The organism is Pseudoduganella sp. LjRoot289 (assembly GCF_964252925.1).
Taxonomy (GTDB): Bacteria; Pseudomonadota; Gammaproteobacteria; order Burkholderiales; family Burkholderiaceae_D; genus Rugamonas.
The window spans coordinates 5248423-5261916 of the sequence record NZ_CAXUPN020000001.1 but is presented as its reverse complement, the minus strand read 5'-3'; the positions used below and the strand labels follow the sequence as shown (position 1 = coordinate 5261916).

Here is a 13494-nt window from a genome sequence, read left to right as displayed (position 1 = left end):
CCGCCCATGCGCCGCTCAGCCACATCCCTCCCACCGCCACCTGACGCCGCCGGCCAGCCGCCGCGCAGCGACATGGCCACCCTGAAAACCCTGATCCCCTACCTGTGGGTCTACAAATGGCGCGTGCTCGCCGCACTGATGTGCTTGATCGGCGCCAAGCTGGCCAACGTCGGCGTGCCGGTCGTGCTGAAAAAGCTGGTCGACGAGATGACCATCTCGCCGTCCCATCCGCACGCCCTGCTGGTGCTGCCGCTGGGCGCGCTGGTGGCCTACGGCCTGCTGCGCCTGTCGACCACCGTGTTCACCGAGCTGCGCGAGTTCCTGTTCGCCCGCGTCACCCAGCGCGCCGTGCGCACCATCGCGCTCAAGGTGTTCCGCCATCTGCATTCGCTGTCGCTGCGCTTCCACCTGAACCGCCAGACCGGCGGCATGACGCGCGACATCGAGCGCGGCACGCGCGGCGTCGGCTCGCTGATCTCCTACACGCTGTTCAACATCCTGCCCACGCTGGTGGAGATCTCGCTGGTGCTGGGCTATCTCGTCACGCACTATGACATCTGGTTCAGCGCCATCACCTTTGTCGCGCTGGTGTCCTACATCATCTTCACCATCACGGTGACCGACTGGCGTACGCACTTCCGCCGCACCATGAACGATCTCGATTCCAAGGCCAACACCAAGGCCATCGACTCGCTGATCAATTATGAAACCGTCAAATACTTCGGCAACGAGGACTACGAGGCCAGGCGCTACGACGAAGGCCTGCAGCGTTTCGAATCGGCGGCCGTGAAATCGCAGACCTCGCTGTCGCTGCTCAACACCGGCCAGTCGCTCATCATCGCCACCGCCGTCACGCTGATCCTGTGGCGCGCCACGCAGGGCGTCATCGACGGCAAGATGACCCTGGGCGACCTGGTGCTGGTGAACGCCTTCATGATCCAGCTCTACATTCCGCTGAACTTCCTGGGCGTGATCTACCGTGAAATCAAGCAAAGCCTGGCCGACATGGAGCGCTTGTTCTCGCTGCTGGACCAGAACCGCGAAGTGGCCGACGCGCCGGACGCCAAGCCCTTGCGCACGCAGGGCGCGCAGGTGCGCTTCTCGCACGTGGACTTCAGCTACGAGGCCAAGCGGCAGATCCTGTTCGACGTCGATTTCACCATCGCCGCCGGCACCACCACGGCGGTGGTGGGCCACAGCGGTTCGGGCAAGTCCACCCTGTCGCGCCTGCTGTACCGTTTTTATGAAGTGAACCAGGGCCCGAACGGGGGAAGCATCACCATCGACGGCCAGGATCTGCGCGCGGTGACACAGGACTCGCTGCGCCACGCGATCGGCATCGTGCCCCAGGATACGGTGCTGTTCAACGACACCATCGAATACAACATCGCCTACGGCAAGCCCGGCTCCAGCAAGGAGGACATCGTGGCGGCCGCGAAAGCGGCATCGATCCATGACTTCATCGCCAGCCTGCCGGACGGCTACGCGTCCATGGTCGGCGAGCGCGGCCTGAAGCTGTCGGGCGGCGAAAAGCAGCGTGTGGCGATCGCCCGCACGCTGCTGAAAAATCCCGCCATCCTGATTTTCGACGAAGCCACGTCGGCGCTCGATTCGAAGGCCGAACAGGCGATCCAGGCGCAACTCAAGGAGATTGCCAAAAACCGCACCACCATGGTCATCGCGCACCGCCTGTCGACCGTGGTCGACGCCGAGCAGATCATCGTGCTCGATCATGGCCGCGTCGTCGAACGCGGCACGCACCAGTCGCTGCTGGCCGCCGAGGGCTTGTACGCCCAGATGTGGCAGCGGCAGCAGGCCAAGGTGGAGGAGGAGCTGGCTTCGCCGACCGGCGAGGAGCTGGTAGGCTAAGCCGCCGGCAGCCGGCAGCCGGCAGCCGGCTATACGCGGTCCGCTTAGCGGGTGGCGGTGCGCGTGCCCACCACTTCGACCGTCACGCGGCGGTTGCTGGCGCGGCCGGCAGCCGTCTTGTTGTCGGCCACCGGCTGGGCTTCGCCCTTGCCCTCGGTGTAGATGCGCGCCGCGTCCACGCCCTTGCCCATGATGTAAGCCTTCACCGCCTCGGCGCGGCGCAGCGACAGCTTCTGGTTGTACGCGTCCGTGCCCACCGCATCGGCGTGGCCGACCGTGATCATCACTTCCGTGTTCATCCCCTGCAGCTTGGCCAGCAGCGCGTCGAGCGCGGCCATGCCTTCCGGTTTCACGCGCGCGCTGTCGAAGTCGAACAGCGTCTCGGCTGCGAACGTCACCTTCTCGGACACCGGGACGGGCGCCGGGGCCGGCGGGCTTGGCGGTGGCGGCGGCGCCATCACCTCCGGCGCGGGCGCGGGAGCCGGCGCCGGCGCGTAGACCACCGGCTTGGTCGCCGGGCGCCCCAGTTTGTAGACCAGGCCCAGCGAGTACAGGTCCACGTCGCCGCGGTTGCCCACGGCGTCGTTGACGCGGTAGCGTTCCACTTCGCCGCGCAGGGCCAGCGCTTCGCTGAATTTGTATTCCAGGCCCAGGCCCGCCTTGGCGTTCAGCTTGCGCTGACTGGGGTTCGGATCGGTCGCGGCTGCCAGGCGGTTGCCACTGAAGTGGGTGCTTGCTTTCGCGTAGTTCATGCCGGCGCGGCCGAGCAGCGAGAGCCGCTCGGACAGCGGCAGTTGACCCACCAGGTCCAGGCTGGCGCCGCGGAAGCCCGCTTCGCCATTGAGCACGCCGTTAGCCGTGGTGGTGGCGTCGAAGCCGAATTTGCCCAGGTCGAAATACGTGCCTTCGATGGCGACATAGCGGTTCAGCTGCTTGCCCAGCGTGAGCTTGTAGCCCAGGTCGCGCTGGTCGGTGGCGAAGCGGGTGACTTGCGCGCCGTTGGCCGTCAGGCTGTTGACCAGGCGGTCCTTGTCGATGGTGGCGCGCGACTGGCCGACACCGGCGCCGATGTACCAGGCATGGTTGGCCCAGTCCGGATTGACGAAGGGTTCCTCCGCCGCCATGGCGCTCTGGCCGATCAACAGGGTGCCGCCGATGGCGCCCAGGGCGGCCAGGTATTTTGCTATGTTCATGGAGTGCTTTCGAATGTGGTGGACGCGGGCCATTACTTGGCGATCTGGTTGTTGCGCAGCGTGACGGCGGCGGCGGTGAGCACGCGGCCGTTCAGCAGCGTGGCGTTGTCGCCCAGCGTGATGGCGGCGGCCTGTCCCAGGATCGAACCTTTGAAGACGCTGTTCGCGCCCAGCGTGGTCGGACCGACAGGCAGCCAGTTCACATTGGCCGCCGTTGCGCCGCCGGTCAGGGCCACGACCGAATTGGCGGTGGTGTTCAGCGTGGACGCGGTGCGGAAGATGTACAGGCCGGGGCCGTTCATGGTGAAGGTCCCGGTGATGTTGATCGCACCGGCATAGCAGTAGACGCCAGGCGTGAGCACCAGGCCGCCGAGGTCGACGCCGGCCGCGGAATTGACGGTGCAGCTGCGGCTGTTCGCATCGGCGATTGCCACTTGCAGGTCGGCCAGGGCACCGGTCAGGATGGCGCCCGATTTCAGATTGAGGAAGCCCGCAGTCTGCACCGGATCGGTGGTCTGCGACGGCGAACCGACGTCGCCGGTGACGACGGTGGTGCCGCCCGCGTTATTGGTGATCGAGGTGCCCGCCAGGACGGCGAAGCTGGCCGCCGTGCCCAGGTTGACGCTGGTCCCTGGCGCCACGGGTGGAACTGCGACCGGAGGGACCACGACCGGCGGAGCCACGACCGGCGGAACCACCACCACGGGCGGAACCACGGGTGGGACGACCACCGGCGGCACGACGGGCGGCACCGTCACGCTCAGCGCGGCGCTGCCGGCTTTGGCGCCGAAGGTGGCGGTGACGGTGGCGCTGCCGGCCGCCACGGCCGTGGCGAGGCCGCCAGTGGCGCTGACGGTGGCCACGGCCGGCGCGGCCGAGGTCCAGGAGGAAGCGGCGGTCACGTCCTGCGATGAACCGTCGGCGTAGGTCGCGGTGGCGGTCAACTGCTGTTTGGCGCCGACTGTCAGGACCGTCGTGGCCGGCGTCACGGATACGCTGGCCAATGCGGCGGCGGGCAGGCCGAGGATGGGATCGCGGCCCTGGCCGCCGCCGCAGGCGGTGAGGAGGGCGGTGGCGACGAGGCCTGCGGTGCAAAGCAGGCGGAAGGTGGCGCGTTGTATGGTGGTCATATGGGTTCCTGGTGATGCAGCCGAGTTCGGCCGAGTGCCCCCACTATCCCAATTCGCGCCCCCTCGCATCGTGCGCTACCGAACGCACGAGGGCCCGCATGGAAAATAAAATGCCAAACTACAACAGCCATAAAAAAGGCTTCCCGAAGGAAGCCTTGCTGTGCCACTGGCAGCGGCCGCTTGCCGCTGGAACTTGCGCTGCCGCTTACGGCAGCGGCGAATCCGACAGCTCTTGCTCCAGCGGGGCGACCAGCTCGCCTTCCCACTTGGCCACCACGGCGGCGGCGATGCTGTTGCCGATCACGTTGGTGGCTGAGCGCGCCATGTCCAGGAAGTGGTCGATGCCGAGCAGCAGCAGCAGGCCCGCTTCGGGAATGTTGAACTGGCCCAGCGTGGCGGCGATCACCACCAGCGACGCGCGCGGCACGCCGGCGATGCCCTTGGAGGTCAGCATCAGCACGGCCATCATGGTCAGCTGCGTGCCGACCGACATTTCAATGCCATAGGCCTGCGCGATGAACACGGTGGCGAAGGTGCAGTACATCATCGAGCCATCCAGGTTGAAGGAATAGCCGATCGGCAGCACGAAGGAGGCGATGCGGTTGCGCACGCCGAAACGCTCCAGGCCTTCCAGCGTTTTCGGGTAGGCCGCTTCGCTCGATGCGGTGGAGAAGGCCAGCAGCGCCGGACCCTTCATTTCGCCCATCAGCGCGAAGACGCGCTTGCCCAGGAACAGGAAGCCGGCCAGGATCAGCAGGGACCACAGCACGCCTATGCTCAGGTAGAACTCGGCCATGAACACGCCGTAGGTGCTCAGCACGCCGACGCCGCTCTTGGCGATGGTGCCCGCCACTGCGGCGAACACGGCCACCGGCGCGAACTTCATCACATAACCGGTCACCTTCAACATGATGTGGGCGATGCCGTCGACCGCGTCCACCAGCGGCTCGGCCTTGACGCCCACCGCGGCGGCTGCGGTACCGAAGAACAGCGAGAAGATCACGATCTGCAGGATTTCATTCTTGGCCATGCCGTCGATGATGGAGGCCGGCACCAGGTGGGTGATGAACTCTTTCAGCGACAGGCCGGTGGCGGCGATGCCCGACGGCGCGGTCACGGCGGGCAGGTGGCCGACCAGGGCGTCGCCCGGGCGGAACAGGTTGACCATGACCAGGCCCAGCAGCAAGGACATGACCGAGGCGATCAGGAACCAGCCCATGGTCTTCAGGCCGATGCGGCCCACTTCCTTGGTGTCGCCCATGCGCGCGATACCGACCACCAGGGTGGCGAATACCAGCGGCGCGATGATCATCTTGATCAAACGCAGGAAGATAGTTGTCAGGTATGACATATACTCGGCGAAAGCGGCCGGGTTTGCCAGGCTGGTGTTCGCGATATACCCCACGACGATACCCAGCACCAGGCTTACCATGATGTAGGTTGTCAAATTATTGCGTGTTTTCATAGGTTGGGGTTCCTGTGGTAGTGTCTCTCATCCGCGCGGCGCTTGGATAAAGCGCCGGTAAATGATATTAATTGATGAATAGTGATGAATAACTGAGCAAGTGTCGCAGTATCCTTGCGCCCCTGATGCCTGTCAAGCAACCGTGTCTCCTGTGGAATACAGTCTGTGCGGCACCGAAACCTAAACGCAAAAATGATAACCATAAAAAAACTCAATAAGTGGTACGGCCAGTTCCAGGTGCTCACCGATTGCAGCACGCAGGTGGCCAAGGGCGACGTGATGGTCATTTGCGGCCCGTCCGGCTCGGGAAAATCGACCCTGATCAAGACCGTCAACGGCCTGGAGCCCTTCCAGGAAGGCGAGATCATCGTCGACGGCACCTCGGTCGGCGCCAAGGGCACCAATCTGCCCGCGCTGCGGGCGCGCATCGGCATGGTGTTCCAGAATTTCGAGCTGTTCCCGCACCTGTCGGTGCGCGAGAACCTGACGCTGGGACAGGTCAAGGTGCTGGGACGGAGCCAGGACGAGGCCAATGTGCGCGGCCTGAAGTACCTGGACCGCGTCGGCCTGCTGGCGCAGCAGGACAAATTCCCCAACCAGCTGTCCGGCGGCCAGCAGCAGCGCGTGGCGATCGCCCGCGCGTTGTCGATGGACCCGATCGCCATGCTGTTCGACGAGCCGACGTCCGCGCTGGACCCGGAAATGATCAACGAAGTGCTGGACGTGATGGTCGGCCTGGCGCAGGAAGGCATGACCATGATGGTGGTCACGCACGAGATGGGTTTCGCAAAAAAAGTGGCCAACCGGGTGGTCTTCATGGACAAGGGGCATATCCTGGAGGATTGCACCAAGGACGAATTCTTCGGCGCGCCGCGTTCCGAGCGCGCGAAAGACTTCCTGGCCCGGATCATCCATTAATTATCCATTAATTATCTATTAATTATCCATTAATATGATCGGGTTCCCTAAGGGCGGGTCAGCCTGAGGCTCCGCGCCCCCGCGTAACCTGCCACAGCATGTTGAATTTCTAACCGGAGATATCATGGCGTTGAACAGAATGTTGACCATCTTGATGTGTGCCGCCGCGGCATCGGCCGTGCCCGCCGGCGTATCGGCCCAGACCCAGGAACCCACCGGCACGCTGGCCAAGATCAAGCGCACCGGCACCATCACCCTGGGCGTGCGCGACGCCTCCGTTCCCTTCTCCTACCTGGATGACAAGCAGCAGTACCTCGGCTACTCGGTCGACCTGTGCATGAAAATCGTCACCGCCGCGCAGAAACAGCTCGGGCTGACGTCGGTGAAGGTGGTGTTCAATCCCGTCACATCGGCCAACCGCATCCCGCTGATGGCCAACGGCACCATCGACCTCGAATGCGGCTCCGCCACCAACAATGCCGAGCGCCAGAAGCAGGTGGCATTCGCGCCCACCATGTTCGTGGTGGCCAACAAGCTGCTGGTCAAGAAGAGTTCCGGCATCCACAGCCTGGCAGACATGAAGGGCAAGACCCTGGCCGCCACCGCAGGCACCACCACGCTCAAGCAGATGACCATCCTGAACAGCGAGATGAACCTCGGCATGAACATCATGGTCGGCAAGGACCACCCCGAATCGTTCCTGATGCTGGAGACCGGCCGCGCCGCCGCGCAGGCCAACGACGACATCCTGCTGGCGGCCCAGGTGGCCGCCTCGAAGAACCCGGGCGATTACGAGATCACCAAGGAGGCGCTGTCGGTCGAGCCCTACGGCATCATGCTGCGGCGCGACGACCCGGCCTTCAAGCAGCTGGTGGACGCCACGCTGACGCGCTTCTACCAGAGCGACGACTACAAGAAGGTCTACGACAAGTGGTTCATGAGCCCCATCCCCCCGAAGGGCATCAACCTGAACTTCCCCATGCCGCCGCAGCTGCAGGCCGTGCTGCTCAAGCCGACCGACTCGCCCGACCCCGCAGCCTATGCCGCCGTGCCGCCCGCGCAGCAGGCTGCCGCCAAGAAAAAGGCCAAGTAAGCCGGCGCCATGAATTACCACTGGAACTGGCGCATTTTCTGGGAAGAGTCGCCGGACGGCGTGCACACCTACTGGGAGACGCTGGTCGACGGCCTGCAATGGACGCTGGCCGCGTCGCTGTCCGGCTGGATCATGGCCCTGCTGCTGGGCGTGTTGATCGGCACCGCGCGCACCCTGCCCGATTCCTGGATGGGCGCGTGGCTGCGCCGCCTGTGCACCGCCTACATCGAACTGTTCCGCAACGTGCCGCTGCTGGTGCAGATGTTCCTGTGGTACTTCGTCATGCCGGAACTGGTGCCGGCGGACGTGGGCGCCTGGCTCAAGGCGCAGTCCAACGCGCCCTTCATCACGGCCGTCATCTCGCTCGGCTTTTACACGTCGGCGCGGGTGGCGGTGCAGGTCACGGCCGGCATCGAGGCGCTGTCCGGCGGGCAGAAGCTGGCCGCCATGGCGCTGGGCCTGTCGCGCTGGCAGATGTACCGCCACGTGCTGCTGCCGCTGGCGTTCCGCATCATCCTGCCGCCGCTCACCAGCGAATTCCTCAACATCATCAAGAACAGCTCCATCGCGCTGACCATAGGCTTGACCGAGCTGACCGCCAGCGCGCGCGCCATCCAGGAATTCTCGTTCCAGGTGTTCGAGGCCTTTTCCGCCGCCACGCTGATCTATGTCACCGTCAACATCATCGTGGTGGGGCTGATGCACCTGCTCGAGCGCAAGCTGGCGCTGCCCGGCAGCCATTCCGGCGGAGGGCGCTGATGCTCACTGGCTTCTTTAGCGGCTTCGATTTCGACGTCATCGCCCGCTCCTGGGTCTACCTGTTCCAGGTCGGCATGGCCTTCACGCTGGAGCTGACCTTGTTCGCCATGCTGGGCGGCGTCGCGCTCGGCACGCTGCTGGCGCTGGGGCGCCTGTCGTCGAGCCGCCCCCTGTCGCTGCTGGCCTCCGGCTACGTGAACCTGATGCGCGCCGTGCCGCTGGTGCTGGTCATCTTCTGGTTCTACTTCCTCGTGCCCTACATCGGCGCCTGGGTCATCGGCGCGCCGGAACCGGTCAAGGTAGGGGCGTTCTGGTCCGCGCTGATCACCTTCATCCTGTTCCAGGCCGCCTACTACTGCGAGATCATGCGCGGCGGCATACAGTCGGTGGCGCGCGGGCAGATGCTGGCGGCGCAGGCGCTGGGTATGGGCTACTGGCAGATGATGGGCCACGTGATCCTGCCGCAAGCCTTCCGCAACATGCTGCCGGTGCTGCTGACGCAAACCATCGTGCTGTTCCAGGATGTGTCGCTGGTGTACGTGCTGTCGGTGCCGGACTTCGTCGGCGCCGCCAGCAAGGTGGCCCAGCGCGACGGGCGGCTGGTGGAGATGTATCTGTTCGTGGCGGTGGTGTATTTCGTCATGTGCGCCGCGCTGTCCTGGCTGGTGCGCCAGCTGCAGCGCAAGGTCGCCATCGTGCGCTAGGCTGCCATTTGTGCCGGTGATAATGACCGGCGCATGGTTGCTTGTCGTTTCGTTAATCAGGCTGGACAGGCGGGCGCAGGCCTCGCTGGCGGAAATCGTATCCATGCGCTATCTCCTATGCGTCATGCGGGGTGCAAAGGGTAAAATGGCGGGATTCCTCACTGAGAGCAGCCGCCATGTCCAACATTGCAAGCCCCGACAGCATCACCATCATCCGCCCAGACGACTGGCATTTGCACCTGCGCGACGGCGCCACCATGGCCAGCGTGCTGCCGCACAGCGCGCGCCAGTTCGGCCGCGCCATCGTCATGCCCAATCTGAAGCCGCCGGTCACTACCGTGGCCGCCGCCGCAGCCTACCGCGGCCGCATCCTGGCCGCGTTGCCGGCCGGCATGAGCTTTGAGCCACTGATGACGCTGTACCTGACCAATAACACCGACCCGGACGAAATCCGCCGCGCCGCCGACAGCGGTTTCGTACACGCCGTGAAGCTGTACCCGGCAGGCGCCACCACCAATTCGGACGCCGGCGTCACCGACCTGAAAAACTGCTACAAGGCGCTGGAGGTGATGCAGGAGCTGGACCTGCCCTTCCTGGTGCACGGCGAAGTGACCGATCCCGAGGTCGACGTGTTCGACCGCGAAGCCGTCTTCATCGAACGCGTGATGCGTCCGCTGCGCAAGGACTTCCCCGAGCTGAAAGTCGTGTTCGAGCACATCACCACGCGCCAGGCCGCCGAATACGTGGCCGAAGCCGAAGGCCCGATCGCCGCCACCATCACCGCGCACCACCTGCTGTACAACCGCAACGAGATCTTCAAGGGCGGCATCCGCCCCCACTACTATTGCCTGCCCATCCTGAAGCGAGAAGAGCACCGCCTGGCGCTGATGACGGCGGCCACCAGCGGCGACGAGCGCTTCTTCCTCGGTACCGACTCCGCGCCGCACGCGCAGGGCGCCAAGGAGAACGCCTGCGGCTGCGCCGGCTGCTACACCGCGCTGCACGCGATGGAACTGTACGCCGAAGCCTTCGAGCGCGCCGGTGCGCTGGACAAGCTGGAAGCCTTCGCCAGCCTGAACGGCCCGGCCTTCTACAACCTGGAACCGAACGCCGGCACCATCACGCTGCGCCGCGAACAGTGGACCCTGCCGGCTACCCTGCCGCTGGCCGAGCTGGAAGTGGTGCCGCTGAACGCCGGCGAGACCATCAACTGGAAGATGGCCTGACAGGCTGGAAGCGGTAACTAGCGTGTTAGAAGCAATCGACTGGTCGCGCCCCTGGTATCAGTCCGTGCAGGCTGCCGCTGCGGCAGCCGGAGTCGATGCGGATCCCGTCGCGGCCGGCGTCATCCCCCTTTTCAATGCGCAAGCAAGCGCGCGCGAATTATGTAATCATCAAGGGCTGCCGCTGGCCTTCGTGCCGCAAAGCGCGCTGCCCGAAGGCGTGGCGTACGAGGAGTTCATCGGCGCCACGGGCGGCGTGCCCACGCGCGACAATCTGCACGACTTTTTCAATGGCCTGGTGTGGCTCAGTTTTCCGCTGATCAAGCGGCAGCTGAACGCACTGCAGGCGGCGCAGATTGCGCAGGACGGCGTCGGCAAATCGCGCGGACCGGCGCGCGACGCCGCCACGCTGTTCGACGAGAATGCCGCGTTGCTGGTGGTGCGCGAGTCCGAGCGGGGCAGGGCGCTGGCGCAGGCGCTGCGCGGCCACGAATGGCGCGCCGCCTTCGTCGAGCTGCGCGCACTGTTTGGTGTTGACGCGCAGGTCTGGCTGTTCGGCCATGCGCTGATGGAGAAGCTGGTGGCGCCGTACAAGGCCATCACCGCCCACACGCGCATCGTGATGGCGGGCGACGGCTTCTTCGCCCTGGGCCACGCTGCGCGGCAAGCCTGGCTGGACGCGCAGGTGGCGCGGGAGCTGGCCGATGAAGGCCTGGGCAAGTCGTCCTTCACGCCGCTGCCGGTGCTCGGCGTGCCGGGCTGGTGGCCGCAGCAGGATGAGGATTTCTATAGCGACGTCGCGGTATTCCGCCCCAAGCGGAGCCGCGCTGTACAAACGTAGGGCGGGTTAGGCCAACGGCCGCAACCCGCCACAGCGCCGCCGACGCGGCAGAAAGCGACGCAGACGATGGACAAGGTAATCCGCTGGGGCATCCTGGGCACAGGAAAAATCGCGAAAGCCATGGCAGAAGGCTTGCGCGACACCGCCGGCGCGGAACTGGTCGCGGTAGCTTCGCGTACGCTGGACGGCGCCGCATCCTTCGCTGCAGCCTACGGCGTACCGCGCCGCCACGCCAGCTACCAGGCCCTGGCCGACGATCCCGAAGTGGACGTCATCTACATCGCCACGCCGCACCCCATGCACCACGAGAACGCCATCATGTGCCTGAACGCGGGCAAGGCGCTGCTGGTGGAAAAATCGTTCACCGTGAACCGCCGCGAAGCCGAGGAAGTCGTCGCGCTGGCGCGCGCGAAAAAGCTGTTCGTCATGGAAGCGATGTGGAGCCGCTTCATGCCCGCCATCGTGGAAGCCAAGCGCATCGTCGACAGCGGAGAAATCGGCACGCCCGCCAGCGTCAGCGCGGACTTCGGCTTCGCCGCGGACGTGGGGCCGGAGCACCGCATGTTCAACCCCGCCCTGGGCGGCGGCTCGCTGCTTGACCTGGGCATCTACCCGCTGTCGCTGTCGGCCTTTTTCCTCGGCCCGGTCGCGGCGGCGCACGCCGTGGGCGAGCTGGGAGCGACCGGCGTCGACGTACAGGCATCGTTCGCGCTCAAGCATGAGAGCGGCGCCGTCGCGTCCTGCTCCAGCAGCCTGCGCGCGCGCACGCCGTGCGAACTGACCATATCCGGCGACAAGGGTTTTGTGCGTCTGAACTCCCGCTTCCACTACACCGAATCGCTGACCGTGGAGCTGGCCGACGGCGGCAAGCGCGAACTGCGTATTCCGCGCAGCGGCAACGGCTATCCGCACGAAGCGGCCGAGGTGGTACGCTGCCTGCGCGCCGGCCTGCTCGAAAGCCCCGTCATGCCGCTGGACGAAAGCGTCGCCCTGATGGGCATACTCGACACCATGCGCGCGCAGATCGGCGTGCGTTACAGCGCCGACGCCGCGCAGTAAGGAATACCCCATGTTCACCTCCGACCGCGCGCCGTCGCTGAAAACCGTGCTGCTCGCCAGCGGCGTCGTCCTGATACTGGCCTTGGGTGTGCGCCACGGCTTCGGCTTCTGGATGCAGCCCATCTCGCAAGCGAACGGCTGGACCCGTGAAACGTTCTCGCTGGCGCTGGCCCTGCAGAATTTGATGTGGGGAGTGTTCGGCCCCTTCGCCGGCATGGCGGCCGACCGCTTCGGCACCATGCGCGTGGTGCTGGCGGGAGCGCTCAGCTACACGGCGGGCCTGGTCTGGATGGCGGTGGTGACGCAGCCCGCGCTGTTCATCGTCGGCTCGGGCGTGTTCATCGGCCTGGGCTTGGCGTGCACCGGCTTCGGCGCCGTCAGCGGCATCATCGGCCGCGTGGCGCCGGTGGAACGGCGTTCCTGGGCCTTCGGCATCTCCGGCGCCACCAGCTCCTTCGGCCAGTTCATGATGATGCCGCTGGAGCAGTTCATGATCTCCTCGGTCGGCTGGGAGAACGCCTTCTACCTGCTGGCGGGCGCGATCATGGTGGCCATGGTGCCGATGTCCTTCTTCCTGCGCGAGCCGCCGGTATCGCACGGCGAGGGCCAGCACCAGAGCATAGGCGACGCGCTGGGCGAGGCGCTGCGCAACCGCTCCTTCCTGTTCCTGGTGGCCGGCTACTTTGTGTGCGGCTTCCAGGTCGTGTTCATCGCGGTCCATCTGCCCGCCTACCTGAAGGACAAAGGCATGGGCGACCCCAGGATCGCCGTGATGGCGCTGGCGCTGATCGGCCTGTTCAATATTTTCGGTTCCTACTTTGCCGGCAAGTGGGGCGGCATGGTGCCCAAGCGCTACCTGCTGTCGGGCATCTACTTCATCCGCTCGCTGGTGATCGGCCTGTTCCTGCTGGCGCCCTTGTCCGCCGTATCCGTGTATGTGTTCGCGGCGGCGATGGGTTTCATCTGGCTGTCCACGGTGCCGCTGACGAATGGCGTCATCGCCGGAATCTTCGGCGTCAAGCACATGTCCATGCTGGCAGGCGTGGTGTTCTTGTCGCACCAGATCGGCAGCTTCCTCGGCGTCTGGCTGGGTGGCTACCTGTTCGCGCTGAAGGGCAACTACGACGTCGTGTGGGGCCTGGCGATTGCGCTGGGCGTGATGGCGGGGCTGGCCAATTTGCCGGTGGACGAGCGCCCGGTGGCGCGCGGCGCGCTCAAGCCCGCGTAGCATGCGATGAAG

The 13494-nt window shown here is 65.5% G+C and carries 12 protein-coding genes; 9 read left to right on the top strand and 3 right to left on the bottom strand.

Translation table 11 applies throughout. The annotated features are described in order from the left end of the window. Window positions 1-6 precede the first annotated feature (6 nt). On the top strand, window positions 7-1869 hold the full coding sequence (locus ACSQ8Y_RS22620; protein ID WP_436268673.1) for an ABCB family ABC transporter ATP-binding protein/permease: 1863 nt from the start codon (window positions 7-9) through the stop codon (window positions 1867-1869). 44 nt (window positions 1870-1913) lie between these two features. Here ACSQ8Y_RS22620 and ACSQ8Y_RS22615 read toward each other — a convergent pair whose 3' ends face one another. The 3 genes from ACSQ8Y_RS22615 to ACSQ8Y_RS22605 all read right to left on the bottom strand — a co-directional run bounded on the left by ACSQ8Y_RS22615 (window position 1914) and on the right by ACSQ8Y_RS22605 (window position 5657). Next, a complete protein-coding gene (locus ACSQ8Y_RS22615; protein WP_436268672.1) occupies window positions 1914-3062 on the bottom strand; it encodes an OmpA family protein in 1149 nt (382 codons plus the stop codon). A 32-nt stretch (window positions 3063-3094) separates the two neighbouring features. Beyond that, window positions 3095-4192 (bottom strand): ice-binding family protein, encoded by a 1098-nt coding sequence (locus ACSQ8Y_RS22610; protein WP_436268671.1) that lies wholly within the window; start codon window positions 4190-4192, stop codon window positions 3095-3097. 205 nt (window positions 4193-4397) lie between these two features. Beyond that, complete coding sequence (locus tag ACSQ8Y_RS22605) at window positions 4398-5657, bottom strand: dicarboxylate/amino acid:cation symporter (protein ID WP_436268670.1); 1260 nt, start codon at window positions 5655-5657, stop codon at window positions 4398-4400. A gap of 192 nt (window positions 5658-5849) precedes the next feature. On the opposite strand from ACSQ8Y_RS22605, the gene ACSQ8Y_RS22600 reads away from it, so the two are divergent. From ACSQ8Y_RS22600 to ACSQ8Y_RS22565, 8 genes are all read left to right on the top strand, one after another. Continuing rightward, window positions 5850-6575, top strand: a complete 726-nt coding sequence (locus ACSQ8Y_RS22600; RefSeq protein WP_436268669.1) for an amino acid ABC transporter ATP-binding protein — start codon at window positions 5850-5852, stop codon at window positions 6573-6575. A gap of 154 nt (window positions 6576-6729) precedes the next feature. After that, the gene (locus tag ACSQ8Y_RS22595; RefSeq protein ID WP_436269891.1) at window positions 6730-7668 is read left to right on the top strand and encodes an amino acid ABC transporter substrate-binding protein; all 939 of its coding nucleotides are present in this window, start codon (window positions 6730-6732) and stop codon (window positions 7666-7668) included. A gap of 9 nt (window positions 7669-7677) precedes the next feature. Further along, the gene (locus ACSQ8Y_RS22590; RefSeq protein WP_436268668.1) at window positions 7678-8427 is read left to right on the top strand and encodes an amino acid ABC transporter permease; all 750 of its coding nucleotides are present in this window, start codon (window positions 7678-7680) and stop codon (window positions 8425-8427) included. Then, on the top strand, window positions 8427-9131 hold the full coding sequence (locus ACSQ8Y_RS22585; protein WP_436268667.1) for an amino acid ABC transporter permease: 705 nt from the start codon (window positions 8427-8429) through the stop codon (window positions 9129-9131). The genes ACSQ8Y_RS22590 and ACSQ8Y_RS22585 overlap by 1 nt, the downstream gene beginning before the upstream one ends. A 176-nt stretch (window positions 9132-9307) precedes the next feature. After that, window positions 9308-10357, top strand: a complete 1050-nt coding sequence (gene pyrC, locus ACSQ8Y_RS22580; RefSeq protein ID WP_436268666.1) for a dihydroorotase — start codon at window positions 9308-9310, stop codon at window positions 10355-10357. A gap of 22 nt (window positions 10358-10379) precedes the next feature. After that, complete coding sequence (locus ACSQ8Y_RS22575) at window positions 10380-11195, top strand: DUF3025 domain-containing protein (protein WP_436268665.1); 816 nt, start codon at window positions 10380-10382, stop codon at window positions 11193-11195. Window positions 11196-11261: 66 nt separating this feature from the next. Further along, entirely contained in the window at window positions 11262-12254 is a 993-nt protein-coding gene (locus ACSQ8Y_RS22570) for a Gfo/Idh/MocA family protein (protein ID WP_436268664.1), read from the top strand. A 10-nt stretch (window positions 12255-12264) separates the two neighbouring features. Continuing rightward, on the top strand, window positions 12265-13482 hold the full coding sequence (locus ACSQ8Y_RS22565) for an MFS transporter (protein WP_436268663.1): 1218 nt from the start codon (window positions 12265-12267) through the stop codon (window positions 13480-13482). The last annotated feature ends 12 nt before the right edge of the window (window positions 13483-13494 follow it).

Bases quoted from the DNA above. Each gene is read 5' to 3' on its own strand.
- ACSQ8Y_RS22610 (WP_436268671.1), bottom strand. From the start codon at position 4,192: ATGACCACCATACAACGCGCCACCTTCCGCCTGCTTTGCACCGCAGGC.
- ACSQ8Y_RS22570 (WP_436268664.1), top strand. From the start codon at position 11,262: ATGGACAAGGTAATCCGCTGGGGCATCCTGGGCACAGGAAAAATCGCG.
- pyrC (WP_436268666.1), top strand. From the start codon at position 9,308: ATGTCCAACATTGCAAGCCCCGACAGCATCACCATCATCCGCCCAGAC.
- ACSQ8Y_RS22600 (WP_436268669.1), top strand. From the start codon at position 5,850: ATGATAACCATAAAAAAACTCAATAAGTGGTACGGCCAGTTCCAGGTG.
- ACSQ8Y_RS22565 (WP_436268663.1), top strand. From the start codon at position 12,265: ATGTTCACCTCCGACCGCGCGCCGTCGCTGAAAACCGTGCTGCTCGCC.
- ACSQ8Y_RS22590 (WP_436268668.1), top strand. From the start codon at position 7,678: ATGAATTACCACTGGAACTGGCGCATTTTCTGGGAAGAGTCGCCGGAC.
- ACSQ8Y_RS22595 (WP_436269891.1), top strand. From the start codon at position 6,730: ATGTGTGCCGCCGCGGCATCGGCCGTGCCCGCCGGCGTATCGGCCCAG.
- ACSQ8Y_RS22585 (WP_436268667.1), top strand. From the start codon at position 8,427: ATGCTCACTGGCTTCTTTAGCGGCTTCGATTTCGACGTCATCGCCCGC.
- ACSQ8Y_RS22605 (WP_436268670.1), bottom strand. From the start codon at position 5,657: ATGAAAACACGCAATAATTTGACAACCTACATCATGGTAAGCCTGGTG.
- ACSQ8Y_RS22615 (WP_436268672.1), bottom strand. From the start codon at position 3,062: ATGAACATAGCAAAATACCTGGCCGCCCTGGGCGCCATCGGCGGCACC.
- ACSQ8Y_RS22620 (WP_436268673.1), top strand. From the start codon at position 7: ATGCGCCGCTCAGCCACATCCCTCCCACCGCCACCTGACGCCGCCGGC.